The sequence below is a fragment of the Streptomyces chumphonensis genome (assembly GCF_014779715.1).
Lineage (GTDB): Bacteria > Actinomycetota > Actinomycetes > Streptomycetales > Streptomycetaceae > Streptomyces > Streptomyces chumphonensis.
In genome coordinates, this window is record NZ_JACXYU010000001.1 from 607,045 (window position 1) to 632,214 (window position 25,170).

General features: G+C 74.8%; 22 protein-coding genes. 11 read left to right on the forward strand and 11 right to left on the reverse strand.

From position 1 onward, the window contains the following. The first annotated feature begins 174 nt into the window (after nucleotides 1-174). Together IF129_RS27145 and IF129_RS02495 are read left to right on the forward strand one after the other, a co-directional pair. The gene (locus IF129_RS27145) at nucleotides 175-405 is read left to right on the forward strand and encodes a DUF7848 domain-containing protein (protein ID WP_450162837.1); all 231 of its coding nucleotides are present in this window, start codon (nucleotides 175-177) and stop codon (nucleotides 403-405) included. Continuing rightward, nucleotides 402-848, forward strand: a complete 447-nt coding sequence (locus IF129_RS02495; RefSeq protein ID WP_191207723.1) for a hypothetical protein — start codon at nucleotides 402-404, stop codon at nucleotides 846-848. Before IF129_RS27145 ends, IF129_RS02495 begins: the two co-directional genes overlap by 4 nt. Nucleotides 849-888: 40 nt before the next feature. Here the strand turns inward: IF129_RS02495 and IF129_RS02500 are convergent, their stop codons facing one another. Continuing rightward, on the reverse strand, nucleotides 889-1,554 hold the full coding sequence (locus IF129_RS02500) for an adenosylcobinamide amidohydrolase (protein ID WP_191207724.1): 666 nt from the start codon (nucleotides 1,552-1,554) through the stop codon (nucleotides 889-891). 259 nt (nucleotides 1,555-1,813) lie between these two features. Between IF129_RS02500 and IF129_RS02505 the strand changes: the two genes are divergently transcribed. Further along, nucleotides 1,814-2,692: a helix-turn-helix transcriptional regulator gene (locus IF129_RS02505; protein ID WP_191207725.1), complete on the forward strand. Its 879-nt coding sequence runs from the start codon at nucleotides 1,814-1,816 to the stop codon at nucleotides 2,690-2,692. A 39-nt stretch (nucleotides 2,693-2,731) separates the two neighbouring features. After that, a complete protein-coding gene (locus IF129_RS02510; RefSeq protein ID WP_191207726.1) occupies nucleotides 2,732-3,574 on the forward strand; it encodes a dioxygenase family protein in 843 nt (280 codons plus the stop codon). Between the two features lie 144 nt (nucleotides 3,575-3,718). On the opposite strand, the gene IF129_RS26660 is transcribed toward IF129_RS02510, so the two are convergent. Further along, entirely contained in the window at nucleotides 3,719-4,513 is a 795-nt protein-coding gene (locus IF129_RS26660; protein WP_191207727.1) for an ANTAR domain-containing protein, read from the reverse strand. A gap of 148 nt (nucleotides 4,514-4,661) precedes the next feature. On the opposite strand from IF129_RS26660, the gene IF129_RS02520 reads away from it, so the two are divergent. Further along, on the forward strand, nucleotides 4,662-6,128 hold the full coding sequence (locus IF129_RS02520; protein ID WP_191207728.1) for a helix-turn-helix domain-containing protein: 1,467 nt from the start codon (nucleotides 4,662-4,664) through the stop codon (nucleotides 6,126-6,128). 64 nt (nucleotides 6,129-6,192) lie between these two features. Here IF129_RS02520 and IF129_RS02525 read toward each other — a convergent pair whose 3' ends face one another. Beyond that, nucleotides 6,193-7,221: an ArsR/SmtB family transcription factor gene (locus tag IF129_RS02525; RefSeq protein WP_191207729.1), complete on the reverse strand. Its 1,029-nt coding sequence runs from the start codon at nucleotides 7,219-7,221 to the stop codon at nucleotides 6,193-6,195. Between the two features lie 109 nt (nucleotides 7,222-7,330). Here IF129_RS02525 and IF129_RS02530 point away from each other — a divergent pair, with 109 nt between their 5' ends. Continuing rightward, complete coding sequence (locus IF129_RS02530) at nucleotides 7,331-8,590, forward strand: MFS transporter (RefSeq protein WP_224754211.1); 1,260 nt, start codon at nucleotides 7,331-7,333, stop codon at nucleotides 8,588-8,590. A gap of 27 nt (nucleotides 8,591-8,617) precedes the next feature. Here IF129_RS02530 and IF129_RS02535 read toward each other — a convergent pair whose 3' ends face one another. The 5 genes from IF129_RS02535 to IF129_RS02555 form a co-directional block, all read right to left on the reverse strand. After that, nucleotides 8,618-9,256, reverse strand: a complete 639-nt coding sequence (locus tag IF129_RS02535; RefSeq protein WP_191207731.1) for an HAD family hydrolase — start codon at nucleotides 9,254-9,256, stop codon at nucleotides 8,618-8,620. Further along, a complete protein-coding gene (locus IF129_RS02540; protein WP_191207732.1) occupies nucleotides 9,250-10,812 on the reverse strand; it encodes a prenyltransferase/squalene oxidase repeat-containing protein in 1,563 nt (520 codons plus the stop codon). The genes IF129_RS02535 and IF129_RS02540 overlap by 7 nt, the downstream gene beginning before the upstream one ends. 95 nt (nucleotides 10,813-10,907) lie before the next feature. Next, complete coding sequence (locus IF129_RS02545) at nucleotides 10,908-11,597, reverse strand: class I SAM-dependent methyltransferase (protein WP_318153500.1); 690 nt, start codon at nucleotides 11,595-11,597, stop codon at nucleotides 10,908-10,910. Next, complete coding sequence (locus IF129_RS02550; RefSeq protein WP_191207733.1) at nucleotides 11,594-12,748, reverse strand: cytochrome P450; 1,155 nt, start codon at nucleotides 12,746-12,748, stop codon at nucleotides 11,594-11,596. Before IF129_RS02550 ends, IF129_RS02545 begins: the two co-directional genes overlap by 4 nt. Nucleotides 12,749-13,078: 330 nt before the next feature. Next, nucleotides 13,079-14,065: an aspartyl/asparaginyl beta-hydroxylase domain-containing protein gene (locus IF129_RS02555; protein ID WP_318153501.1), complete on the reverse strand. Its 987-nt coding sequence runs from the start codon at nucleotides 14,063-14,065 to the stop codon at nucleotides 13,079-13,081. Nucleotides 14,066-14,535: 470 nt separating this feature from the next. On the opposite strand from IF129_RS02555, the gene IF129_RS02560 reads away from it, so the two are divergent. The 4 genes from IF129_RS02560 (at nucleotide 14,536) to IF129_RS02575 (ending at nucleotide 19,435) form a co-directional block, all read left to right on the forward strand. After that, nucleotides 14,536-15,819, forward strand: a complete 1,284-nt coding sequence (locus IF129_RS02560) for a M64 family metallopeptidase (protein WP_191207735.1) — start codon at nucleotides 14,536-14,538, stop codon at nucleotides 15,817-15,819. Nucleotides 15,820-16,005: 186 nt separating this feature from the next. Next, nucleotides 16,006-17,649 (forward strand): phosphoglucomutase (alpha-D-glucose-1,6-bisphosphate-dependent), encoded by a 1,644-nt coding sequence (gene pgm / locus IF129_RS02565; protein ID WP_191207736.1) that lies wholly within the window; start codon nucleotides 16,006-16,008, stop codon nucleotides 17,647-17,649. A 416-nt stretch (nucleotides 17,650-18,065) separates the two neighbouring features. Next, a complete protein-coding gene (locus IF129_RS02570; protein ID WP_191207737.1) occupies nucleotides 18,066-18,560 on the forward strand; it encodes a hypothetical protein in 495 nt (164 codons plus the stop codon). 218 nt (nucleotides 18,561-18,778) lie between these two features. After that, entirely contained in the window at nucleotides 18,779-19,435 is a 657-nt protein-coding gene (locus IF129_RS02575) for a LuxR C-terminal-related transcriptional regulator (RefSeq protein ID WP_191207738.1), read from the forward strand. Between the two features lie 28 nt (nucleotides 19,436-19,463). Here the strand turns inward: IF129_RS02575 and IF129_RS02580 are convergent, their stop codons facing one another. Genes IF129_RS02580 through IF129_RS02590 form a run of 3 tightly spaced genes read right to left on the reverse strand, consistent with a single transcriptional unit; the run spans nucleotide 19,464 to nucleotide 23,896 of the window. After that, nucleotides 19,464-20,180 (reverse strand): TetR/AcrR family transcriptional regulator, encoded by a 717-nt coding sequence (locus IF129_RS02580; protein WP_224754212.1) that lies wholly within the window; start codon nucleotides 20,178-20,180, stop codon nucleotides 19,464-19,466. 28 nt (nucleotides 20,181-20,208) lie between these two features. After that, entirely contained in the window at nucleotides 20,209-21,951 is a 1,743-nt protein-coding gene (locus tag IF129_RS02585) for an ABC transporter ATP-binding protein (RefSeq protein WP_191207739.1), read from the reverse strand. A gap of 4 nt (nucleotides 21,952-21,955) precedes the next feature. After that, nucleotides 21,956-23,896: an ABC transporter ATP-binding protein gene (locus tag IF129_RS02590; protein ID WP_191207740.1), complete on the reverse strand. Its 1,941-nt coding sequence runs from the start codon at nucleotides 23,894-23,896 to the stop codon at nucleotides 21,956-21,958. A 232-nt stretch (nucleotides 23,897-24,128) separates the two neighbouring features. On the opposite strand from IF129_RS02590, the gene IF129_RS02595 reads away from it, so the two are divergent. After that, nucleotides 24,129-25,106: a fibronectin type III domain-containing protein gene (locus tag IF129_RS02595; protein WP_318153502.1), complete on the forward strand. Its 978-nt coding sequence runs from the start codon at nucleotides 24,129-24,131 to the stop codon at nucleotides 25,104-25,106. Nucleotides 25,107-25,170 lie beyond the last annotated feature (64 nt).

The following is a 25,170-nucleotide window of genomic DNA, read 5'->3' on the forward strand; positions in this document are numbered from 1 at the left end:
CCGGCCGTTGGTGGAGCTGGGGCGTTGCCGTCCCGAGACGGTGAAGGCGCTGGTGGCGGTCGTGCGGGCGGGGTCGGGCCGGTGACGGCGGCGGACGGCCTGGGCGGCCGGCTCCAGCGGCTCAGTCGGGAAATCGAGGCGCACTTGGGCGGGCTGGGAAGGGGCGCGTCACGGGTGTCGTACCGGTTTCGGGAGTTCCGCATCGCGCCGGACGAGGAACCGGACGCGGAGGACGTCATGTTCGCCGCGCAGTGCGCGGTGTGCGGGGAATGCGGGCGGCCCGGAACGGACCCGTCGGGGGCACGACAATGGATTGTGCGGCACCTCTCCGCACACCCCGAGCATTATTCATACCGGGAATTGGTCAGTCGTCCCTATCGGGCCGTTCCGGGGGCGTGGCGGTGAGCGGGGTGGCGGTGGACGGGTACCTCTGCTCGGTGTCGGCGCATCCGCTCGCGGCGGGGGCCGGGCACGAGATCGTGCTCGGCCGCCACCGGGCGTGGACTCCACGGCTGGCGGTGCGGTGGCTGCGGGGGCAGGCGGCGCGGCTGGCCGACGCGCTCGACCCGGCGCCCGGTCGGGGTCCCCTCCCCACCGCCGTGCTGCGTCCGGTGCTGGACGGGAGCCCGGACCCCGGCGGTGCGTTCCGGGCGTGGCTGGCGGATGACGGGCTCCAGGAGGAGCAGTTGGCGTCGCTGCGGTCGGGGCGGAACGTCGGAGTCACGGCGCGGGACGCGGAGTTGCTCTATTCCCTCTCCGCCCAGCCGATCCCGGTGGACGCGTTCCAGCCGTGGGGTCCGTCCGTCGTCGGGGCCCCGGTGGCGGGGGCGGGGGTGCGGGTGCCGTAGCGGCCGGGCGTGGCGGCCCCGGGCTGCGGGCGGCGCGGCGTCACGCCGGGGCGGCTCCGGCGAGGACGGCGGTGTGGACGGCGCGGGCCAGGCGGGCGCCCCAGCGGGAGCGGGGTCCGGCGAAAGGTTCGGGCGTGCGGCCGGGGGCGGCGGGTGCGGCGACGACGCAGACGGCGTCGGACGGGGTGCCGGAGCAGTCGGCGCCCGCGTCCAGGAGGGCCTGCACCTTGGCCTCGGTGGCGGTGGCGACGGCGTTGACGAGTGCGGCGTCGCCGAGCGGCACGGGCAGCACGACGACGATGTTGACGGTTCCGGCCGCCGGGGCGCCGATGCGTCCGGCGGCCGGGGAGGCGGCCCAGGTGCGGACGCCGAGGCCGGTGGTGACGACGGCGTGCACGCCGTCGTCGTGCGCCTCGGTGGCGGCGTCGACGTCGGCGGCGGTCATGAGGGCGGCGCCGGTGCCGTGCAGTCCGGCGCGGGCGGCGATGTCGGCGAGGTGGGCGGCCGGGTCGGTGCGCCGGTAGCCGGGCGGGACCTGGGCGTTGAGGACCCAGTCGCGCGCGCCGAGGCCGCCGCCGAGGACGGCGGAGGAGCACACCCGGCTGCCGGGGGCGAGTCGCCAGGCCAGGTGGGGGAGGCGCCGGCCGTCCTCCTCGCGTGCGCCGCGCACCGGCCTGAGCGTGGGCGCGGCGGGTGAGGACGTCATGGCGGGCTCCTGGGGGGGGCGGCGGGGCGCGGTGGGAGGGCGGCGGGCCGATCGATCGTAGGACGCCCGGCCCGGGGTGGCGGGACCGGGTCGGGTGGGGACGGACGCGTCGTGGGGGTGTGGTGGCGGGGTGGGGCGTGGCACCGTGGCGAGGATTGGTCTGGACCTCAAAGCGGGGGCCTGAGGCGGAGAGGGCGTGCGCGTGCGCGGGACGACGGTGTTACCCGGTGGCGGGAGTGAGGAGGAGCAGGCGTTCCCGATGCACCGGCTTGCGGTGCCGATGCCGAACGTCCTGCCGTTCGCGATGGGCACGTTCGACTCCATCGGCCCGATGTCGCGGGCGGAGTTCCCGCACCGGCACACGTTCTACGAGATCATCCACGTCACCGGGGGCTCGGGGCGGCACGTCATCGACCTGACGCCGTGGGAGCTGCGCCCGCCGCACCTGGGGGTGATCGTGCCGGGGCAGCTGCACCACTGGGAGGACGTGGTGGGGCTGGAAGGTTCGGTGGTGCTGTTCACCGAGGACTTCCTGCTGGACCACCCCGGCGACCGGGAGGTGCTGCGGCGGGCCGGTGAGCGGCCCTGGCTGGCGCTGGACGCGGCGGAGCACGCACGCACCGGGCGGCTGCTGGCCGAGCTGGACGCGGAGTACCGGGGTGGTGCGGAGGGCTTCGCGAGCGTGCTCGGGGCGTTGCTGCACGTCCTGGTGACGCGGGTGGGGCGGCTGGCCGCCGCCGGGGCGGATCGGGCGGGGTCCGGGCGGCCGGGCGGGGTGGCGGCGGAGTTCGTGCGGCTGGTGGGGCGGGGGGAGCCGGAGCTGTGGTCGGTGCGGGTGTGCGCGGACCGGATCGGCGTCACGTCCGGCTACCTGGCGGAGGCGGTGAAGGCGGCGACGGGCCGGACGCCGGGCGCTCTGGTGCGGGAGGCGCGCGTGCACGAGGCGAAGCGGCTGCTGGCCCGCACGGACCTGACCGTGCGGCAGGTGGCGGCACGCGTGGGGCTGGCGGACGCGGCGTACTTCTGCCGGTTCTTCCGGCGGGAGACGGGGATCAGCCCGGGTGACTTCCGGCGGGGCGCCGATTTGCACCACGACCACCGGATCGAGTCCATCGCCCCGCCGGGGCGGTCTGCGTAGCTTCGTTGCCGACCCCGACGCCCCCCACAAGGAGCTGACATGGACGACGAAGACCGCGGCGAGCAGCGGACGGGTGCCCGTCACCCGAGCCGGAAGACGGTGCTGCGCGCGGCGCTGGCGGTGGGCGTGGCCGCGCCGGCGGTGCTGGCGGGCGGGCCGGCGCTGGCCAGGACGCTGACCACGCGGACGGACGGCACCCCCGAGCTGACGCCGATGTGCGACGACGGGGACGACCCGACGCCGCCGCAGATGGAGGGGCCGTACTTCAAGCCCAACTCGCCGCGCCGGACGTCGCTGGTGGACGCGGGCACGCCGGGCACGCGGCTGACGGTGACGGGGTACGTGTTCGGGCTGGCCTGCCGGCCGGTGTCCGGGGCGCTGCTGGACTTCTGGCAGGCGGACAACAACGGCGGGTACGACAACGTCGGCTTCCGCTTCCGGGGGCACCAGTTCTCCGACGCCCAGGGCCGGTTCAGCCTGACGACGATCGTGCCGGGCCTGTATCCGGGGCGCACCCGCCACATCCACGTGAAGGTGCAGGCGCCGGGCCGTCCGATCCTGACGACGCAGCTGTACTTCCCCGGCGAGCCGCGCAACAACACGGACTCGCTGTACGACCCCAGGCTGCTGATGGCGGTGCGCAGTGTGGGCGGGGGGCGCGAGGCGGACTTCGACTTCGTGCTCAACGTGCCGCAGGACCCGAGCGACCCGCCCACCGATCCGCCCACGGACCCGCCCGGCGGCACCTGGAAGGCGGGCTCGGCCTACCGGTCGGGCGACCGGGTGACCTACGGCGGCTCCGGGTATGTCTGCCTCCAGGCGCACACGGCGCAGGCCGGCTGGGAGCCGCCGAACGTGCCCGCCCTGTGGCGCGCGGGGTGAGCTGAGGCGACCGGCGCCGGGCGAACGGCGCCGGTCCCGGGGCGTCCCACCTCTCTCAGGCCGGAGGTGGGCCGCTTCCGGGTGCGCGCCGCCCCGGGAGGGGCCGGCCGCGCGGCTGAGCCGCCCGGGGAGGGGCCGGGCGGGTCAGCCGTTCCCGGAGTGCGGCACGAGCGGGCCGGGCGGGTCCGTCTCGGCGCTGCGGACGAGGGCGGCGGCGACGTCGCGCAGCTTGGTGTTGGTGCGCTGGGAGAGGGTGACGAGGATCTGGAAGGCGTCCTCGGGGGCGCAGCGGCGTTCGGCCTGGACGATGCCCATGGCCTGGTCGATGGTGGCGCGGGAGTGCAGGGCGTCGCGGAGCTGGTCGACCTCCGCCCTCAGCTCCGCGATCTCGCGGCGGGCGTCGGCCGCGTCCTGCGTCCGCCGGGCGAGGTGGTGGGCGTAGGCGCGCTGGGCGACCTTGGTGTGGGTGCGGGCGGTGGGGGTGTCGGTGCGCCGGTAGGCACGGCCGACGCGCCGCAGCTCCTGGTGGAAGAGGGTGACGTCCTCGGCGCTGTTCAGGAATCCGACGAGTTCGCCGTCCGGGGCGAGGAGCGGGCTGTTGACCGGGCTCCAGAACTTCTCCCGGAAGCCGCCGGGGCTGGCCTGGTGCGGGATGTCGTACTTCTGGACGTCCATCGTGTGCGGGCGCCGCTCGTCCATGACGTGGCGGAAGGACTCCAGGAAGTTGGGGATGCCGTCCGCCTCCGGGTCGTGGGGGTTGGCCGGGAACGCCTTGAACAGCGGCACGCCGATCAGTTCCTCGCGCTCGCGCATGGTCACGGTCGCGTACGCGTGGTTGACGTCCGTGATCACCAGTTCGGTGTCGAGGACGAGCAGCGGTGACACCGAGGCGTGGAAGACGGCCTCGAAATCTGCCGGGGGCGGAACACGCGGGGACATGGATGCCAACCTACTGCAGGTCGGCGGGCGCCTTCCGGTGTGTGTGGTCCGTACCACTCCTGAGGGGAGGGCCGCGCGGTGCCCGGCTGACGCGGGCGCCGGTTCACCCGGGGTGGGGCGGGGTTGACCGGCTGTCTACCGTAAGCCCATGGCAGAGACGCGAACGTCCGGCCCGGTGGGCCGAGGGGGACGGCGAGCCGTCGACGGTTCGGCGGGCGGGAACGGGTCCGTGGCCCGGAACGGGTCCGTGGCCCGGAACGGGTCCGGCGACGGCGACGGCGACGCGCCGGGGGCGCTGGGGCGGCGGGTGCACCGGCTGCGGACGGCCCGGGGGCTGACGCAGCGGGAGGTCGCGGAGCCCGCGTACACGGCGGCGTACATCTCGACCGTCGAGGCGGGCAAGGCACAGCCGTCCGAGCGGGCGCTGCGGCACATCGCCGAGCGGCTGGGCACCACGCCGGACGAGCTGACCAGCGGGCGTCCGGCCCACCTGGCCACCGACCTGCGGCTGCGGCTCACCGAGGCGCAGCGGTGCCTGGCGACGGCCGACCCGGCGGAGGCGGCGGCGCGCTACGCGGCGGTGGAGAAGGACGCCGGGCGGCACGGGCTGACGGCCGAGCGGGCCGCCGCGCTGGTGGGGCGCGGGCAGTGCGCGGTGGAGGGCGGTGACCTGGCGGCGGCGCGCGGCCTCTTCGAGGCGGCCGAGAGGCTGCTGGCGGAGGTGGGGGCGACGCTGCCGCGCCGCGTCCCGGCGCTGCGCGGGCGGGCGCTGACGCATCTGCTGGCCGGTGAACTGCGCTACGCCTGCTATCTGTTGGAGACGGCGCTGGACGAGCTGAACGCGGCGGGGCTGCGCGACCCGGAGGCGCTGGTGCTGCTGTACACGGCGATCATCGCGCCGTACATGGACCTGGGGGCGCACGCGCGGGCCGCGCAGGCGGCGGAGCTGGCGCTGGCGCTGGCCCCGGAGGTGTCCGATCCGGCGCTGGTGGCGCAGATGCACCGGGGTGTGGCGCGGACGCTGCTCGCCGAGGGCCGGGCGGCGGAGGCCGACGCGGCGCTGGTGAAGGCGGCGGACGCCTACCAGCAGTTGCAGATCCGCACCGAGCTGGCGCACTGCCACTGGATGCGCGGGTACGTCTTCGCGCAGTCCGGTGATCTGGCGCGGGCGGAGGACGCCTACCGCACGGCGCGGGACATGCTGGCCTCGCGGCGGGCCCCGCTCTTCGCGCACCAGGTGGGTGTGGAGCTGGCCGACGTGCTGCACCGCCGGGGCAAGGACGCGGAGGCCGAGGACCTGCTGCGGGAGCTGCTGTCGGGGCTCGGCCCGGAGCGCGGCGCCGTGCACGGGGCGGGCGCGCACCGGCTGCTGGGCCTGGTGGCGGAGGGGCGGGACGACGTGGAGGCCGCCGAGCGGCACTACGTCACGGCGATGGGGCTGCTGGAGCGGGCGGGGGCGGCCGGGGACCTGGCGGACGTCTGCCGGCTGCTGGGCGACCTGCTGCGGCGCACGGGCCGGGCGGAGGCGGCGCTGGACGCGTACCGCACCGGCCTCGGCCACCGCTCCGCGCCCGGCACGACGACTCTCGGCCCGGCCCCGGCCCGTCCGTTCTGAGCGGCCCCCGGGGTGGGCGGACCCCGGGTTGGGCGGACCCCGGGGCGGGTTGCCGTCGGCGGCGTCAGCCGTGCTGGTCCGGCGGTGGCGCCGGTGGCGTGGGCGGGTGACCGGTCAGTGCCGTGCCCAGGGCGGAGGCGACGTAGTAGACGGTGCGGCCCACGCGGTAGCGCGTGACGAGGTCGGCGTCGTGGAGCGCGGTGAGGTGCTCGGAGACGGTGGCGGGGCTGAGGCCGAGGTCGCGGGCCAGGGAGCTGGTCGAGGCGGGCTGGTGCAGGCTGGTCAGCACGGTGGCGCGGGTGCGTCCGATGAGGCGCTGGAGACTTCGCGGGGCCGGGGGGTGGGGCGCGGCGTGCCAGAGGTCGCCGATGCCGCGTGCGGGGTAGATGAGGGTCGGCTGCCAGGGTGCTTCGACGACGACCGTGAGCGCCGGCCACACGAAGGCGCTCGGCAGGAGCAGGAGGCCCTGGCCGCCGAGGGGGTGCCGGGCCCGGTGGGGGGCGGCGATGTGGAGTGCGCCGAGTTCGTGCCAGGTGAGGGTGGGGTGGAGGTCGGTGAGCGTGCGCAGGAGTCCGCCCTCGGCCAGCTGACGGGACCTGACGGCGATGTCCGCGTCGAGCAGGTCCCGGAGCTGGGGCCACTGCGGGGCGATGAGCCAGTTCCAGCAGCTGCGGATCAGCGTGACGAGCCCGTCCAGGGTGCGGGCGGGGTCGGCGAGGAGGCGCTCGGCGACGTCGGGGAGGGGAGGCGTGGCGCGTTCGGGGCCGTGCAGGCAGCGGTGGAGTTCCCGGCGCACGTGGGTGAGGGGGGTCCGCGCGACCCGGGCGAGTTCGTCCTCGATCTCCGCGAGGGGGCCGTCCGGGGGCGGGGTGAGGAAGTCCGGTGTGTATCCGGCGTGGGGCAGGAGGGCCAGCAGCGGGGCGAGTTGTTCCTCGTCGAGTTCGGGCCGCAGTCTCCTCAGCCAGGGCTGGTGGTAGGTCTGGCGGCGGGGGTCGGCGAGGGTGCGTACGGCGGCGACGGTCTCCCACAGGGGGGAGCGCGCGAAGCGGCACTTCAGGAGGTCGGCCGTCTCCACGAGCAACTGCACCGCCATGACCGCTCCCGCCTCCTTCCGGGTGGCTCACGGGCCGCGAGGGGCCGGTGGTTTCGGCTGTGTCCGAATCCATTGAACCCGCACCGGGGTGGTCAGGATGCTGCGTCCCATGTCTCAGCAGAGCGATCCCGCCGCCTCCGCTCCCCTCGCGCCCGCCCCCGTCGTGCCGGCGACGTACCGGTCGGTCCTCGCGGTGCGCGAGTTCCGCATGGTCTTCCTCGCACAGGTCATCGCGACGCTGGGGAACGTCGTCGCGCAGATCACGCTCGCGATCATGGTCTACGAGCGGACGCGGTCGCCGCTGCTGTCCTCGTTGACGTTCGCGCTGGGCTTCGCCCCCTACGTCTTCGGGGCGACCCTGTTGTCGGCGGTGGCGGACCGGCGTCCCGCCCGGGACGTCATGGTGGTCTGCCAGGCGGTCAGTTGCGCGGTGGTCGGCGTCATGGCGGTGCCGGGGATGCCGATTCCCGTCCTGCTCGCCCTGCTGCTGGTGCTCGGCACCGTCGCGCCGGTGTTCCAGGGCGCCCGTGCGGCGAGTCTGCCGGATCTGCTGTCCGGCTCCGGATACGCGCTCGGCCGGTCCCTGCTGCGGCTGGTCTCGCAGAGCACCCAGATCATCGGCTTCGCGGTCGGCGGGTTGCTGCTGCTGGTGATGACGTCCTCGCAGGCCCTGCTGGCGGCGGCGGTGACGTTCGGGCTGGCGGTCCTGCTGCTGCGGTTCGGGGTGCGGCGTCGTCCGGCCCGGCAGCCGGAGGGCGACGCGCGCGGTTCGGTGGCCCGCGCCTCCCTGTCGGGTGTGCGGCAGGTGCTGGCGGTTCCCGGGCTCCGTCCGCTGCTGCTGCTCACCTGGCTGCCGCCGGCGTTCGCCGTCGCGCCCGAGGCCCTGGCCTCCCCGTACGCGGACGAACTGGGCGGCGGCTCGGCCGCGGTGGGGCTGCTGCTGTGCGCCGCGCCGGCGGGTTCGGTGGTCGGCGAGCTGCTCGCGGGGACCCTGCTGAGCGCGGGGACCCGGGTGCGGATGATGCTGCCGACCGCCGCGTTGATGTTCGTGCCCCTCCTCGGTTTCGCGTTCCGCCCCGGCCTGTGGGCGTCGGTCGCCTTGCTGACGGTGTGCGGTCTGGGCTTCACGTACGCGATGGGGCTGGACCAGCGGGTGATCGACGCGACGCCCGAGGCGCTGCGCGGCCGGGCGCTGACCATCACGCTGGCGGGGCTGATGATCACTCAGGGGCTGGGGTTCGCCGCCGCCGGCGCGGTCGCGGAGTTCCTGCCGCCGCACGTGGTGATCGTGCTCGTGGGCTCCCTCGGCCTGCTGACCCTGGCCTGGTGCGGCGCGTCGCTGCGCGGTCGCGGCGCCGGGCGCTCCTGACCCGCGCGACCGTGTCCCTGCGGGAGTTCAGGGATGCCGGACCGTCCAGGTGTCCTGGCGGACGTCGATGACGGGCATGCCGGCCGCGTGGGCGGCGGCCACTCCGGCGCAGGTGTTCTCGAAGGCCAGGCAGCGGTGGGGGTCGGTGTGCAGCCGCGCGGCGGCCAGGAGGTAGGCGTCGGGGGCGGGCTTGAGGTGGGCGACGTGTTCGCGGGCGACGACGACGTTGAAGACGTCGGCCAGGCCCACGGCGGCGAGGCCCGCGCGGACGACCTGGCCGTCGTTGGCCGAGGCGACGGCGATGGGGACGGTGGCTGCCAGGTGGCGGGCGGCGGCGGCCACGGGCGGCACGGGCCGCGCACGGACGCTGCCGGTGAGCCAGTGGGCGCGGGTGCGGGCGACGAACTCCCGATCCGTGCACGGCAGGTCCAGGCCCAGGTCGGCGCGCAGGCGTGCACGCAGGGCGCCGAGGTCGGCCAGCGGCGCCTGGCGCAGCCAGGGTTCGGGGACGGTGAGGGCGAGGTCGTCGAAGGAGGCGCGGACGGCGTCGGTGTTGAGGGTTCCGGTGTCGACCAGGGTGCCGTCGAAGTCGAAGATCGCGGCGGCCGGACGCCGGGCGGGGACGAGGCCGACGCGGAGGCCGGCGGGGGCGTGGTCGGTCAGCACGGCGGGTGCTCCTGACGTATGAGGGCCAGGGCGTCGCGCAGTCCGCGGGCCGCCAGGGCGTGGATCTGGGTGCCGGTGGCCGTCAGCAGGGGCCGTGGGCCGGACATGACGGGCCGGTCGGTCCAGGTGCCGTCGTCGGTCTGGGTCTCGACGAGGAAGCGCAGGGCTTGTCCGATGGCGCCACCGACGTCCGGGAGGCTGCTGCCGTGGGTGGCCAGGGCGGTGAGGGCCAGACCGGTGGCGGTCGGACTGGAGTACGGTTCGCCGTCGATGCGCGGCCAACCGCCGTCGTCGCGCTGGGCGGCGAGGAGGGCGTCGACGGTGGGGCGGTGCGGGGCGTGGGGGTGTGCGGTGGTGCTGATCTCGGCCGCGCCGTAGGCCGGGGGGATGTACCAGTCGCTGGGCCAGTGCCCGTCGGCACCGTGGGCGGTGAGCCAGGTACGGGCCCGGGCGAGATCGAGGCCGGGCAGGGCGGCGGCCCCGATGCCGGCGACCATGTGGGCGACGACGTCCGGAGCGGGGGTGTCGTCGTGCGTGAGCCAGGTGTTCCACAGTCCGTCGCGGGTCTGGTGGCGGCGCGCGTAGCGGGTGGCAGCCGTGCGGACCCGCCCGGCCTGCGGGGTGCCGGCCAGCGCGAGGAGGGTGTTGCCGGTGGTGTCGTTGTCCGAGTCGAGCACCGCCGTGCAGGGCCAGCCGCCGTCCGGGTTCTGGGCCCGGGCGAGGAAGGCCAGGGCGGGGGGCAGGGCTGCGCGGTCGAAGTGGCGGTCGCCGCGCAGGCAGCGGACCAGCAGGCCGGTGTCCCAGACCTCGCTGACCAGGAAGCGCCAGGTACCGTCCGGACGCTGATCGGCCAGCAGGCTCTCGCGGGCCCGCAGGGTCACCCGGTGCCCGGGGGTCGCCCGGGTCAGGGCGAGGTGCAGCATGCCGGTGACCAGCGGCATGCCGTAGAAGGAGCCGTCCGGACTCTGCGCCCGCTCGAACTCCTCGACGTGGCCGACCGGGACCGGTAGGCCGAGAGCGGTGCGGGCGATGGTGTCGAAGGCCAGCAGCAGGGCCCGCTGCCAGGGTTTGCGGCGCGCCCCGCCCCCCGCCGCCAGCGCCCGGGCGACCTGGTCGAGCAGGCGGCGCGCGTCGGCCCCGGGCGAGGCCGCCGCGCAGGCGAGCGCGTGCAGGTAGAGGGTGCGCCTGGCCTGCGGACCGTCCTTCGCGGCCAGGTCCGTGAAGGCGGCACCGCCCCCGGTGGCGACCACCGCGACGAGCCACTCGTCCACGGCCCGCGTGAAGGGGTCGTGCTCCTGGGGCCGCGCCCGGGCCAGCCAGCGCACGGCACGCGCACGGGCCGCCTGCGCGTGCCGGACCCCGGCCAGGGAACACGCGACGACGGCGTTCTCCAGGACGCGCGGCTCGGACGGCACACGCCAGGCCCCGTCCCCGCCCTGGCCGTCGACGGCGAACCTCGTCGCCCTGTCCAGGCAGCGTCCCGCCGTCGCGGAGATGTCCGTGCGCCCGGCCGAGCGCGCCGACGCGCCGGTCACCGGCGAACCGACGTGCGGCACATCTCCGCCCTCCCCACGAGTCTCCGGGTGGCATTCCCACCCGTTCGCGCGACCAATCCCCGATCCTGCGGCGTAGGCGTGCGGCGCGAGGGCGCTCAGTGGGGCAGGGGGCGCAGGACGGCCCATTCCCGGTCCCGGTCGAGCCAGCGGGCCAGGGTGAATCCGGCGGCCTCGGCGATCTTCTCGAACTCCTCGTCGGCGTGGACGACGTCGGTCCAGGCGTGCGTCCAGGTGGTGTCGCCGTGCCGGCACTCCTGGGCCGCGTGGAGCACGCCGCCTTCGAGGCGGGCCTCGGTGATGGTGACGACCATCGGGCCGGAGCGCACGGTGTGGCCGGCTTCCAGGGCGGCGGCCCAGGTGGGCGAGGTGCGCTGGACGAGGACGAGCCCGTCGTCGGTGACGTGGCGGTGGCAGGTGTCCAGGAAGGCGTCCCGCTGGCCGGGGACGATCGTGTTCACCAGATATCCGGCGAGCACCACGGCGGGGAAGCGGTCGGGCAGCGCCAGTGTCTCGATGTCCGCGTGCACACGGGTCGCGGTGCGGACGTGGGCCAGCATCGCGGCGCTCTGGTCCACCGCGACCACGTGGTGGCCGAGTGCGGTCAGCTCGTGGGTGATCCGGCCCGCGCCGCAGCCGAGTTCGAGGATCGGGGCGCCGCGTGGCACGGCGCCGTGGATGACCTCCGGTTCCCGGCCGGCCGGGAAGGCGCGGTAGAGGCCGACGGGGCTTCCGTCCGGAGCGACGGGGCCTCCGTCGGAAGCGGTGCCGCGTCCCAGGGGGCTCACGCGGGCACCCCGCTCACCGGAAGCTCCCGCAGCCCCCGCAGGGTCGCGTGGCGCCAGTGGACCGGCTCCCCGGCCAGGCGCAGCTCGGGGGCGTGGCGCAGCAGTGCGGTCAGGGCCACGGCGCAGGTGAGGCGGGCCAGGGACGCACCGGCGCAGGCGTGCGCGCCCCACCCGAAGCCCAGGTTGTGGTTCGGGTCCCGGGTGAAGTCCAGGGCGTCCGGGTCGGGGAACCGCCGGGGGTCGCGGTTGGCGGCGGCGACGAGCACGATGACGTCCTGCCCCCGCCGGATCGTGCGGCCGCCGAGTTCGTGGTCGGCGGCGCAGACGCGGGAGACCGCCTGCACCGGGCCGGAGTGGCGCAGCAGTTCCCGGATCGCCGCCTCGCTCACCCCGGTGGTGCGGAGTTCCCGCCACCGGTCCGGAGTGCGCAGCAGGGAGAGGACGGAGGCCGCGACGAACCTGCTGCTGGGGGCGTAGCCCGCGTGCAGCGTGGCGCGCAGGGTGTTGAGGATCATGTCGCGGGAGATCCCCGTGTCGGTCCGTGCGCGGAGGAGGTCGCCGAGCAGTCCGCCCTGCGGGCGCTGGTCGAGCCAGTCGGAGATCTGGGCGCTGAGGTGGTCGCGGGCCGCGGTGCCCGGTGCGGCGGCCTCCGGGGTGAGGCCGGAGTCCATGGCCGCGACGATGGCCTCCGACCAGGCGACGATGTTCTTCTCGTCGGCGTCGGGCACACCGAAGAGTTCGGCGACGGCCGTGAAGGCCAGCGGCGCGGTGTAGTCCGTGACCAGTTCGCCGCCGCCGCGCTCCCGCAGTGCGTGCAGCAGCCGCTCCGCCCGGTCCTCCAGGCGGGCCCGGATCGCCGCGAAGTCCTGGTGGCGGTAGGCGTCCATGAGGACGCGGTGGACGGCGCCGTGCTCCGGCGGGTCCAGGGTCTGGATGCTGAGCAGGTTGTCCGGGACGTCGATACCGGCCGCCCGCAGGTCGGAGGAGAACGTCTCGGTGCGGCGCAGCGCGAGCAGGCAGTCCTCGTATCCGCTGACGACCCAGGCGCCCAGCGGCTCGTACCAGTGCACCGGATCGGCCGAGCGCAGGCGGTGGTACATGGGGTGCGGGTCGCGGATGGTGGCGTCGTCCAGCGGGCGGAACAGGTGCATCACGTGCCTCTCTGCCGTGCGTGACGGGCAGCGGGTGCCCCCGGGTTGCGTCGGGGGCACCCGCTGACCACTGGTGGATCAGTGGAGGTAGCGCATGGCGTCTCCCCCTCTCTTCGGGGCTCCGGGGCCGCTACGTCCGACGGGGTGTTCAGTGCAGGTAGCGCATGGTGGACCTCCTCGTGACGGGCCGCCCGGGGGCGGCGGTGGGGGGTGGGCGCGGGTGGCACCGCGCTCGGCGGCGCGGGTCTCCCACGCGATCGGAGGGGTGCGCGGACGGCCTGGCGCACCGGGTGGGGGAAGCGGGGTGGGGATCAGGGACGGCCGGGGGCGTCAGCGCGCGAGTACGGCCTTGCGGGCGACGTGCCGTCTGCGGCGTCCGCAGCGCGTGAAGAAGTCGACGCGCGGGGTGTCCCCGAAGAGGTCGAGCCGGACCCCGCGTTCCTCGGTCCATCCCTGGAAGCGGAACTCGCCGCCGCCGACGTGGACGAGGGCGATGGCCGGGCCGTCGGTGATCTGGAGGACGAGCGTCCCCGCGTCGTCGATCACGCGCGCGGGCAGGTCCGGTTCGGCTGATTCGGCGGCCTGGTCGTCCAGGCGCAGGGCGAAGGGAGGTACCGGGACCTCACAGCGGAAGTCGGCCGGTTCGAACGCCTGGAGCGGAACCTCGGGGCGGCTGAAGGCGACCTCGCTCACGGGGACGCGTCGGCGGAACGCCTCGGGGAACAGGGCGAACAGTTCGGGGCTGACCAGGCAGTCGACCACCAGGTGGATCCGCGCCCGCTCCCCGGTGTTGGAGACGCTGTGCGGGCGGCTGAAGTCCCCGTACCACAACGTTCCGGGCTGCCAGCGGTGCTGCACTCCGTCGATGGTCAGGACGGCGCCCGGGTTGGTGCGGATCGGCACGTGCACCCGCACGAACCCGTACGGCAGGCCGGTCGGGGTGTCGCGGTGCTCGGGGACGGTGACGCCCGGGGCCAGGGACATCAGACGGGCGCTGCGCAGTTCGGCGGGCAGCGACGCGAGGACCTCGGTGAGGTACGGCGCGTGCGCGGCCCACGGGGTGTCGGCGAACCCCTGGAGGCCGGGGCCGCCCGGGTCGGTGCGGTCGGGGTCCCCACCGGGGGCGCGCAGGGCGAGGCAACGCCAGTCGGTCTGCTCGGACGGGGTCAACCCGTCCCCGTCCACCAGGGATCGCTGGGTGCCCCAGGTCCGTGCGCCGAGTCGGTCCACATCGGCTTGCAGCTGTTCGGGGTCGAAGGTCTGCCGCAGTTTCGCGGCTTCGGGTAAGTCTGCGATCGGGTCGTTCGACACGCTCACGTGTTCCCCCTCCGGATGTTCGCCGGACCTGATGGAGCATTCATGGGCGGGTATGCCACGCGCAAGTGGGTATGCCGTCTTGACCTTTGCCCGGAATGTTGTTATTCGCGTGGCAGACGCTGGCCCTCTCCCGGTATCCGAACCGTCCTGCGCGCGACCGACACAGCTCCTGAGCTGCGTCATCTCCCCCCGCCGCGCGCGGGGGCGCAGCAGGTCCGGCCGGGGAGGACTTGCGCCCCCGCGAAGAGGCGCAGAAGAGCCGAAAGGCCGGAAAGTCACCCCACCTGGCGTGATACCGGGGTATGGGGGTCGCGCCCTTCGCGTTCGCCTTGACGGGTTGTCAGGGCCTCGTCAGAGCGTTAACTTAACTGCTCACACGCGTGTACTTAACCCCCCGCTTAAGCGTCGTGCGCCCCGCCCGGCCCAGCCGCCGTGCCCGGCGCCGCACCCACCCCCACGAGGAGACGCCCATGCGTCGACGCCGTCCCGTGCTCCTGTCCCTGACCGCCCTCGCGGCCGTGTTCGGCTGCGGACTCGCGGCCCTGCCCGCCACCCCGGCGAACGCCGGTCCGCCGCCCCACACCGAGTGGCGGGAGGTGTTCTCCCCCGACGGCTCGATCACCCGCGTCGAGATACCCCGGCAGCCCGAGCAGGCGCCGAGCGCCCGGGACCGGGAGGCGGCAGCCGCCGCCGAGGTGGTGCCCATCCGCCAGACCGGCCCCTCCGAGAGCCGGTTCGACATGGTGATCGTCGGCGACGGCTACACCGCCGCCGAGTCCGCCACCCTGCGGCGCCACGCGGAGGAGAAGTGGGCCGAGATCGCGGCCACCGCCCCCTGGGACCGGTACCGCGACGGCGTCAACGTCTGGCTGGTGAACGTCGTCTCCGCCGAGTCGGGCGTCGACCACGACCCGCGGCGCGGCGTCTACCGGGACACCGCGCTCGACATGCACTTCTTCTGCGGCGGCATCGAACGGCTGCTGTGCCTGAACGAGTCCAAGGCCCAGTCCTACGCCGCCCAGGCCCCCGACGCCGACGCGATCCTCGCCGTCGGCAACACCACCAAGTACGGCGGTGCCGGCTACCCGAGCCTGGCCACCGTCGCGGGCGGCAACGACCAGGCCGGGCGCATCGCCATCCACGAACTGGGCCACTCCGTCGGCGGCCTGGCCGACGAGTACTGGACGCCCGGCACCACCCACAGCGGCGGCGAGCCCTCCGAGCCCAACGTCACCACCGACCCGAACGGCGCCAAGTGGGCCGCCTACCACGGACGTTCCACCCCGGACGGCGGCGTGATCGGCGCCTTCGAAGGCGGCCACCAGTACGAGAACGGCATCTACCGGCCGTCGCAGGACTCGCTGATGCGCAACATCAACAAGCCCTTCAACCTCGTCGGCCTCGACGTCATGGACCGCGCCATCAGCGCCGAGATCAGCGACGGCCCCGGCACGGCCTGCACCGGCCACGAGAACACCCGCACCGGCAGCCTCCCCGCCGGGGGCTCGGCCCACCAGCCCGGCGGCGGCTCCTTCCACGCCGCAGCCGGCACCCACCGCGCCTGCCTGGACGCCCCCGACGGCGCCCGCTTCACCCTCGCCCTCCTGCACTGGGACGGCCGGGCCTGGCGGACGGTCGCCACCGGCGACGCCGACGGCAGCCTCCGGCACACCGGCGCCCGGGGCCACTACGCCTACCGCCTGAGCGCCGCCTCGGGATCGGGCGCCTACACCCTCGGCTACGACACCCCCTAAGGGGATCTGGCCCGCCGCCACCCCCGGCCCCGGGCCCCGCGCACGCCACGCGCGGGGCCCGACCGGCGCGGGGCGGCGTGGTGCGCGGCGGGACGAGGGGGGATCATGCTCGGGGAACGCCCGACGCGGCCCCCGCGCGGACCGCCACGGACGCGCCGCACCCCCGACGACGCGGAGGAGTGACCGATGCCCGACGAGCACGCCGGACGGCCGGCCCGGCCCGAGGACCTGATCGACGTCGCCCGGCTCGTGACCGCCTACTACGCGGTGCGTCCCGACCCGGCCGACCCGGCGCAGCGCGTCGCCTTCGGCACCTCCGGGCACCGGGGGTCGGCCCTCACCGGCTCGTTCAACGAGGACCACATCGCCGCCACCAGCCAGGCCATCTGCGAGTACCGGGCCCGGCAGGGCACCGACGGGCCGCTGTTCCTGGCCGCCGACACCCACGCCCTGTCCGAGCCGGCCCGCGTCACGGCGGCCGAGGTGTTCGCCGCCAACGACGTGACACTGCTCGTCGACGAGGCCGACGGGTACACGCCCACCCCGGCGCTCTCGCACGCCGTCCTCACCCACAATCGGGGCCGCGCCTCCGGACGGGCGGACGGCGTCGTCGTCACCCCCTCGCACAACCCGCCCTCCGACGGCGGGTTCAAGTACAACCCGCCGCACGGCGGGCCCGCCGGGTCCCAGGCCACCGGCTGGATTCAGGAGCGCGCGAACGAGATCGTCGCGGGCGGACTGAAGGAGGTGCGGCGGCTGCCCCTGGCCCGCGCGCTGGCCGCACCGACCACCGGCCGGTACGACTTCCTCGGCTCCTACGTGCGCGACCTGCCCTCCGTCCTCGACCTGGACGCCGTCCGCGCGGCGGGCGTGCGGATCGGCGCCGACCCCCTCGGCGGCGCCTCGGTCGCCTACTGGGGCCGCATCGCGGAGGAGCACCGGCTCGACCTCACCGTCGTCAACCCGCACACCGACCCCACCTGGCGCTTCATGACGCTGGACTGGGACGGGAAGATCCGCATGGACTGCTCCTCCCCCCACGCGATGGCCTCCCTGATCGCGGCGCGCGACGCCTACCAGATCGCGACCGGCAACGACGCGGACGCCGACCGGCACGGCATCGTCACCCCCGACGGCGGCCTGATGAACCCGAACCACTACCTGGCCGCCGCCATCGCCTACCTCTTCCGGCACCGGGAGGGCTGGCCCGCCGGGGCGGGCGTCGGCAAGACGCTGGTGTCCTCCGGCATGATCGACCGGGTCGCGGCGGACCTCGGCCGGGAGCTGGTCGAAGTCCCCGTCGGCTTCAAGTGGTTCGTGGACGGCCTGGCCTCCGGCACACTCGGCTTCGGCGGCGAGGAGTCGGCCGGCGCCTCGTTCCTGCGCCGCGACGGCTCGGTGTGGACGACCGACAAGGACGGCATCGTCCTCGCCCTGCTGGCCGCCGAGATGCTCGCCGTCACCGGACGCACGCCCAGCGAGCAGTACGTCGACCTCACCGAACGCTTCGGCGCACCGGCCTACGCCCGCGTCGACGCCCCCGCGACCCGCGAGCAGAAGGCGGCCCTCGGTCGCCTGTCCCCCGGCCAGGTCACCGCCGACACCCTCGCGGGCGACCCGATCACCTCCGTCCTCAGCCACGCGCCGGGCAACGACGCGCCCCTGGGCGGCATCAAGGTGTGCACCGCCGACGCCTGGTTCGCCGCCCGGCCCTCGGGCACCGAGGACGTCTACAAGGTGTACGCCGAGTCCTTCCGCGGCCCAGACCACCTGGCCCGCGTCCAGGACGAGGCCCGCGCCCTCGTCACCACCGCCCTGACCACCGGCTGACCGCCACCCGGCCACCGCCCCGGCCACCGCCTCCGCCGCCGTCGTGGTGGCGGGACGGGGTCGGCGGTGGTGTCCGCCGGTCAACAGGGCACGGAGCGGTACCGCGCCTTTTCGGCCAGATTCGCGGCCCCGAACCGCCGGGACGTGTGCCCCCCCTGGGGCCGGACGCACGGCTCGGTTCGGCTCGTTCCGCAGGCATATTCCGGTTTCACTCCTTCTTCACGTGACGCCGGTCGTCCACACCGCGCCTTCACCGAAGTTGACCGGAGTGCGACGCCAGGGGTCCGAAGTCCGTTGCCCGGCGCTGATCATGATGTGAGCATGACCGGTGCCCGATGACCGTCGCAGTCGGCGGAGGAACGGCGCACCGACCGGCCGGTCCGCCGCGTGCTGCGCCTGCCCAAGGAGTCCGTCACATGAAGCGATCGAGAATCCGTACGGCCATCACCGCGGCGACCGGCGCGGCAGCGCTCGCCCTCGGCGGCCTGGCCGCCGCGCCCGCAGCCGCCGCGCCCTCCAGCGCGCCGTCGGCACAGGAGAGCGCAACGGCTGCCTCCGGATTCTGGGCGTGCACCGTCCCGTCCGGGAAGACCTACAGCGACACCGACCGCCGCTTCCGGGGCACCTGCAACCCCTCCGGCTGGGGCACCAGCTACTACGTCGTCGACCCGGCCGACGGCATCTGGGCGTGCACCGTCCCGTCCGGCTACACCTACACCGACACCGACCGCCGCTACCGGGGCAACTGCAACGCCACCGACTACGGCACCAGCTACCTGCTGGCCGAACCCCGCACCGGGATCTGGGCCTGCACCATCCCGTCCGGCTTCTCCTACACCGACACCGACCGGCGCTACCGGGGCAACTGCAACCCGACCGGCTGGGGCACCAGCTACCTCCTGGTGGGCTGACCCCCGCTGCCCGACGTGCGCCGCGCCGCCACCACGGCGCGGCGCACCGCCCGCCGGGCGGCGACCCGGCCGACTACTCGCGTTCGGCCGGCAGATGGCTGAACGGTAGCCACCGGGTCGGACACTCCCACCCCTCTCGGCCCGGCCCTCCCCCGGTCCGCGCGGTCGCGGTAGGTTGGCCGAAACGAGGATCGGCAGCAGTGAGGTGACGACCCGTCGTGACGTCGAAGGGCACGGTGCGGGTCGCCCTGCTCGACGCCCACCCCGTCGTCCTCGCGGGCCTCGAAGCCTGGTACGCCGCCTCCGGCGAGCCCATCACGGTGTGCGCCACGGGACGTGACCTCGCCACCGCGCTCGCCGGGCCGGGCCGGGATGCGGACGTCGTCGTGCTGGACCTGCACCTGTCCCCGGGGCGCCGCGCCTACGAGGAGCTGCGGACGCTCGTCGCCCAGGGGCGTCGGGTGCTCGTCCACGCCCCGGGCGAGAGCCGGACGGCGGCGGTCACCTGCCTCGACCTCGGCGCCCACACCCTGATCACCAAGGCCGAGGGTGCCCAGCACCTGGTGGCGGCCACCCTCGCGGCGGCCCGGGGCACCGGCTACACCTCCCCCGCCCTCGCCACCCTCCTCGGCGGAGCCAACCGACCGGACCGGCCGCAGCTCGCCCCGCGCGAGAGGGACGTCCTGCTGACGTGGTTCCGCTCGGACTCCAAGTCGGCCGTCGCCGCCGACCTCGGGATCTCCGTCCGGACGGTGAACACCTACCTGGACCGCATACGCGACAAGTACGGCGACGCGGGGCGCCCGGCCCGCACCAAGGCCCACCTCGTCGCGCGCGCCGTCCAGGACGGCCTGATCGCCCTGGACGACCTGTGAAGGCGCGTGCCCGGACGCAGTCAACCCGTCAGTGCGGCCGCATGGTTTCCAGGTCCGCCTGGAGGCCGGCGAGCACGGACTCGATGGTGTAGCGGTAGAGGGCGTCGGCCACGGCCCCGGAGTCCGTGGCCGACGCCCGGAGCCACGGTTGCAGGGAGGCCCATCCGGTTCCCGCCCCGGCGGGCGCCGCCATCTCCATCAGCGCGGTCGCCGCCTCGCCCGCCGAGGGTCCGACGAGCCGGCGGTCGTCGTCCAGCGCGATGAGCAGCACGGCGCTGTTCAGCAGGACGCCGTAGGCCAAGGGGGCTCGGTCGCCGAAGCCGGCGGACACCAGCAGGCCGATGCCCCGGTCCATGATCGGCAGGGCTGCGGGCACGGTCGCTCCGTCCCGGGCCAGGCGACGGGCGACGCCCGGGTACCGGCCGATGACGTCCCGGCCGGACAGGAGCAGTTCCCGGAACCACTCCTGCCAGCCCAGCTCGGGCGACGGGTTCGGCATCGTGGCCACGACGCGCTGCACCACGGCGGCGACGACATCCTCGCGGTCCCCGACGTGGTGGGCGACGGTGTTGGGCCAGGTGCCCAACACCGTCGCCAGCTGACGGATGGTCCAGCCGTCCAGCCCGTGCTCCCGGGTGAGTTCCAGCGCGGCGTCGACCACCCGGTCAGGGGTGATCGACGGTCTGCGTCGCTTCGGGGGGACGGTCCGCTCTCCACGTCCCGGTCCACCGGGCCTCGCTGCCATGCCCGCCACCGTCTCACACCCCGGCCGGTCAGCCGACGGGCCGCAGGCGCCAGCCGCCGGCCCGTCGCCGCCCGTGCCAGAAGGCCGCGTACCGGCCGTCGGCGGCCACGAGCTCGGGGTGCGTGCCGCGCTCCACGATCCGTCCTCCATCCAGGACGAGGATCTGGTCCGCGCCGGTGACCGTGGTGAGCCGGTGCGCGACGACCAGCACCGTGCGCGTCCTGGCCAGCGAGGCGAGCGCCTCGGTGATGGCGGCCTCGTTCTCGGGGTCGACGGCGGCGGTGGCCTCGTCGAGCAGCACGATCGGGGACTTCTTGAGCAGGGCCCGTGCGAGGGAGACGCGCTGCCGCTCGCCGCCGGAGAGCGCCGAACCGCCCTCGCCGACCTGGGTGTCCCAACCATCCGGCAGGCGCTCGACGATCTCGTCGACCCGGGCCAGCCGGGCGGCCTCGACCACCTCGGCCGGGTCGGCGTCCGGGCGGGCGAGCCGGATGTTGTCGGCGATGCCGCCGTCGAAGAGGTACACGTCCTGGAGCACCGGGGTGATCAGGTCGGCCCGCTGCTCGCCGGTCAGGTCCCGCAGGTCGGCGCCGCCCACACGGATGGTGCCCGCGCCGGGCTCGGCGTCCAGGAAGCGGGCCAGGAGCCACAGCAGCGTCGTCTTGCCCGCGCCGGACGGGCCGACGATCGCCGTGGTGGTGCCCGGCTCCGCGGTGAAGGTGATCTCCCGCAGGGCCGGGGGACCGCCGTCGACGTGGGAGAAGGTGAGCCGGTCCACCTCGACCCGCGACCCGTCCAGGTCGGCCGGACGCGTGGGCTCCGGCAGCGGCGGCGTGGCCAGGACCTCGTTGATGCGGGCCAGGCTGTTGCGGGCCGTACGGATCTGCGCGCCGTACTCGGCCGACGCGGCCAGCGGCTCGGCGAAGCGGGCGAGCAGCGTGAGCAGGGCCACGAGCTCGGGAATGCGGTCCGGCTCGGTCAGGGCCAGGGACGCTCCGGCCACGAGCAGCGCCGTGAAGACCAGCTGCACCGTGAGGGCCGTCCCGCCCAGCGCCGGAAGGGCGCGGCGCACCTGCCGACGGCCCACGGCGTGCTGGGCGGAGAGGGCGTCGGCGAGCTGGACGTAGCCGTCGCCGGTGCGGCCCGCGGCGCGCAGCACGGGCTGGAGTCGGGCGAACTCCACGATCCGGTCGCCCGCCTCCGCGCTGCGGTGGTGCAGTTCCTCGTCGACGGTGGCGGCGCGGCCCGCCGCCCACCGGTAGACCGCGAACACCAGGGGGACCGCGGCGAGGGCGCACAGCCCCAACCGCCAGTCGAGCACGAGCAGCCCGGTCACCACGGTCACCGGCGTCACGGCGGCGGAGAGCAGCGGCTGGAGGAGGTGGGCGGGCAGTCCCATGATGTCGACGACGCCCTTGCTGGCCAGTTGACCGACGCGGCCGACGCGGTCCCCGCCGAACCAGCCGATCGGCAGTTGGGCGAGGTGGTCCCCGAGCCGGTGGTGCAGGGTGCGGGAGAGCAGGTGGCCGAGCCGGAAGCCGAGCTGCTGGCCGGCGTAGGACACCAGCCAACTCGCCACGACGGCCGCCGCGAGGGCGCCGAACCAGCGGGTCGCGGCCGCCACGTCGCCGCGCAGGAGATCACGCAGGACCGGGACGAGCAGGATATAGGCGAGGCCCTGCAACACGCCGTAGAGGACGAGTGCGGTGAGGTAGAGGCGGTAGGCCGGACGGTGTTCCGTCCCCAGCAGCCGTCCGAGTTCGCGGATCACGGGGTTACTCCTTGGGGGCGGTGGCGTCGGGGCCGGGGTCGGCGGCGTGGGGGCGGGACGGGAGCGGGTCGGGATCCGCCGTCGCGGGCAGGGCGACCGACCGGGCGGCCCACAGCCGGGCGTAGCGCCCGCCCGCCGCGAGCAGCTCGGCGTGCCGGCCGCGTTCGACGACCCGTCCGTCGTCCAGGACCAGGATCTGGTCCACGCCGGTGATCGAGGACAGTCGGTGCGCGATCACCAGGACCGTGCGTCCGACGGCCAGCCGGGACAGGGCGTCCTGGATCGCCGCCTCCGACTCGGGGTCGGCCCACGAGGTGGCCTCGTCCAGGACCAGCACGGGCGTGTCGGCGAGCAGGGCACGGGCGATGGTGACGCGCTGCGCCTGCCCACCGGAGAGGTGGGCGTCCTCGCCGTAGACCGAGTCGTAGCCCCGTGGGAGGGCTTCGATCACGGAATGGACATGGGCGGCCCTCGCCGCTTCCACGACCTGCGCGCGGTCGGCCCCGGGCCGTGCGAGCGCGATGTTGTCGTGCAGGCTCACGCGGGGCAGTCCGACGTCCTGGAGCACGAACCCGACCTGCCCGTAGAGCACATCGGACGGAATGTCCCGTACGTCGGCGCCACCGATCAGCACCGCCCCGGCGTCCGGGTCGGCGAATCGGGGCAGCAACCCGGCCAGCGTCGATTTCCCCGACCCGGACGCGCCGACGAGCGCGGTCACCGTGCCCGGTTCGAGCACGGCGTCGACGCCGCGCAGGACCGGCGTGCGGCCGTCGTAGCCGAAGGTCACCCCGCGCAGCTCCACCCGGTGCCCGTCGGGGCTCCTCGGGGTGCCGGGCTCAGGGACCGTCGGGGTGTTCAGCAGACCCGCGAGGCTCCCGGCCGCGGCGCGCGCCAGTTGCAGGGAGGTCGCCGAGTGCTCCAGGTTCAGCAGAGGTCCGGCCAGGCCGATGCCCAGGACGAGGAACGGCACGAGATCAACCGGCTCGCACCAGCCCGCCTCGACGAACCCGATGCCCGTACCGAGCAGTACGAGCAGCATGGTCGGGCCGGACACGGCGGCCATGGCGAGTGCGAACGGCCGCAGCATGGGCTTGGTCCAGTCGTGGAACGCCTCGGCGAAGGCGTCCGCCTCCCGCAGGAACCGGGCGTGGGCCCGGCGTCCCTGCCCGAACGCCTTGACCACCGCGATCCCACGGACGAACTCGACCGCTGCGGCGTTGATGCGGCCCAGCGCGCCCACGTAGCCCCGCATCTGCTCCCCGTAGCCCTGGGTGATCCGGGCGTACGCCGCAGCGAAGAGAACCAGGGGCACCATGCTGACCAGGGCCAGCCGCCAGTCCACCCAGAACAGGTAGGCGAGGGTCGCGACGGGCGTGACGGCGGCACCGGCGAAGTCGTTGGCCGCGTGGGCCACGAGGGTGTGCAGGGCGGAGACCTCGTCCTGCACGGCGGTCTTGACCCGGCCGCTGGCACGTCGGCCGAACCAACCGAGCGGCAGTCGGCCGAGGTGCCCCGCCAGCCGGGTGCGCAGGTGGTGGCTCAGATCGGCGTCGGCGATGTGGCTGATCGCGCCGGCCGCCCCGATCAGCACGAACCGCGCGACCAGGGCCAGCGCCGCGACGGTGACCACCGCCCACACCCGCCGGCGGTCCACCGGTGGGTCCAGCAGGGCCAGGGCGAGTTCGCCGATGCAGATGTAGGGGATCACCGCGGCCACGGAACCGAGCGCCTGGCACACCGCACCCGCGACGAGGCGACCGCGAACGGGAGCGATCAGCAGACGCAGCGCCGCGCCGTCCCCGGTGGGTTGTGCGCCGGTGGGTGCGCCGTCCTCCGCCCGGCCCCGTGGCGTCGGCGGTCCGGCGCTCGGCTGGGCGGGTGCGCCGCGGACGGCTGCCGTGTCCTCCACGGTGGCCGTGCCTCCGGTGGTGTCCGGCGTCATGCGTGTCCTCTCCTCCGTGGCGGAGCGCGCCGGACGTTTCCCGCGCCAACATCCCCACCGACTCAACGAAGGCAAGGCTAACCTAATTGGACGTTGTCCAATAGTCTCGACGCGGACCAGCGTTCCGCGAGGGTGGCTTCCGGATGCAACCGGCTGTGGCAGCACGGGTCTTGCCCGGGGGAGTCACCCGTGCGATAGATGTCCAGACCCGTACCGGCGAGCGGAGGCCACTGTGCGACGGATCGCCCCCTGGGCCGCCCTGACACTCGCCGCCACGCTGTCGCTGACCGCGTGCGCGGCCGGCGCGCAGGAGGGGGCGAACGGCCCCGAGGCACCGTCCGGTCTGACCGTCCACGCCGGAACGGCCACGTCCGTGCACGTCATGTGGAACCGGGCGGACGCCGGGGAGGACGTCAGCGCCTACGAGGTCCACCGCGACGGCGAGCGCGTCGCGGAGGTGTCCGGCGAGACGTACATGGTGGACGTCGACGGGCTGCGGCCCTCCTCCGCGTACACCTTCACCGTCCGGGCCGAGGACGGGGACGGCAACCTCTCACCGTTCAGCCGGGAGGTCACCGTCACGACGCTCTCCGACCAGCCGGACGAGAAGCCCCCGACGCGGCCGGAGGACCTGCGGGCACGGGCCGACGGCTCCCGGGCGGCCACGCTCACCTGGCGGGAGGCGTCCGACGACACCGGCGTGACGTCCTACGACGTCCTCCAGGGCGGCACCGCGATCCACAGCGTGACCGACGGCTCCACCACCACCCTCATCACCGGCCTGCGCCCCGGCACGACCTACCGGTTCACCGTCCGGGCCAAGGACGCGGCGGGCAACCTCTCCCCCACCAGCGACACGGCCACACTCACGACCGACAAGGGGGACGGCGGCGGCGAGAACACCGCGCCGACCGGCCTCCGGGTGGAGGCGGCCGACGACGGGAAGCACCTGGAGCTGTCCTGGGCCCCGCCGGACACCGGAGTGCGGGCCACCACGTACGAGATCCACCTCGACGGGGAGTTCGCCGCGACGCTCGTCTGGGACACCGACGAGGCCGAGGAACGCGTCACCCACCGACTCCCCGTCGACGGCACCCCGGGGACCCGGCACACCGTCACGGTCCGCGCCAAGCTCCCCGACGGCCACTGGGGCGCCTTCACCCCGCCGCACACCGCCACGACGGCTGCGGAAAAGCACCCCCACGAATAGGGTTCAGCGACTTCGGTCAGCGGCGCATGAGCGGGTCTCCGCGCTGCTGACCGAACCGCAGATC

Coding starts and splice junctions, on each gene's coding strand:
- IF129_RS02500 (WP_191207724.1), bottom strand. CDS start 1,554: ATGACGTCCTCACCCGCCGCGCCCACGCTCAGGCCGGTGCGCGGCGCA.
- IF129_RS02505 (WP_191207725.1), top strand. CDS start 1,814: ATGCACCGGCTTGCGGTGCCGATGCCGAACGTCCTGCCGTTCGCGATG.
- IF129_RS02510 (WP_191207726.1), top strand. CDS start 2,732: ATGGACGACGAAGACCGCGGCGAGCAGCGGACGGGTGCCCGTCACCCG.
- IF129_RS26660 (WP_191207727.1), bottom strand. CDS start 4,513: ATGTCCCCGCGTGTTCCGCCCCCGGCAGATTTCGAGGCCGTCTTCCAC.
- IF129_RS02520 (WP_191207728.1), top strand. CDS start 4,662: ATGGCAGAGACGCGAACGTCCGGCCCGGTGGGCCGAGGGGGACGGCGA.
- IF129_RS02525 (WP_191207729.1), bottom strand. CDS start 7,221: ATGGCGGTGCAGTTGCTCGTGGAGACGGCCGACCTCCTGAAGTGCCGC.
- IF129_RS02530 (WP_224754211.1), top strand. CDS start 7,331: ATGTCTCAGCAGAGCGATCCCGCCGCCTCCGCTCCCCTCGCGCCCGCC.
- IF129_RS02550 (WP_191207733.1), bottom strand. CDS start 12,748: ATGCACCTGTTCCGCCCGCTGGACGACGCCACCATCCGCGACCCGCAC.
- IF129_RS02560 (WP_191207735.1), top strand. CDS start 14,536: ATGCGTCGACGCCGTCCCGTGCTCCTGTCCCTGACCGCCCTCGCGGCC.
- pgm (WP_191207736.1), top strand. CDS start 16,006: ATGCCCGACGAGCACGCCGGACGGCCGGCCCGGCCCGAGGACCTGATC.
- IF129_RS02570 (WP_191207737.1), top strand. CDS start 18,066: ATGAAGCGATCGAGAATCCGTACGGCCATCACCGCGGCGACCGGCGCG.
- IF129_RS02580 (WP_224754212.1), bottom strand. CDS start 20,180: ATGGCAGCGAGGCCCGGTGGACCGGGACGTGGAGAGCGGACCGTCCCC.
- IF129_RS02590 (WP_191207740.1), bottom strand. CDS start 23,896: ATGACGCCGGACACCACCGGAGGCACGGCCACCGTGGAGGACACGGCA.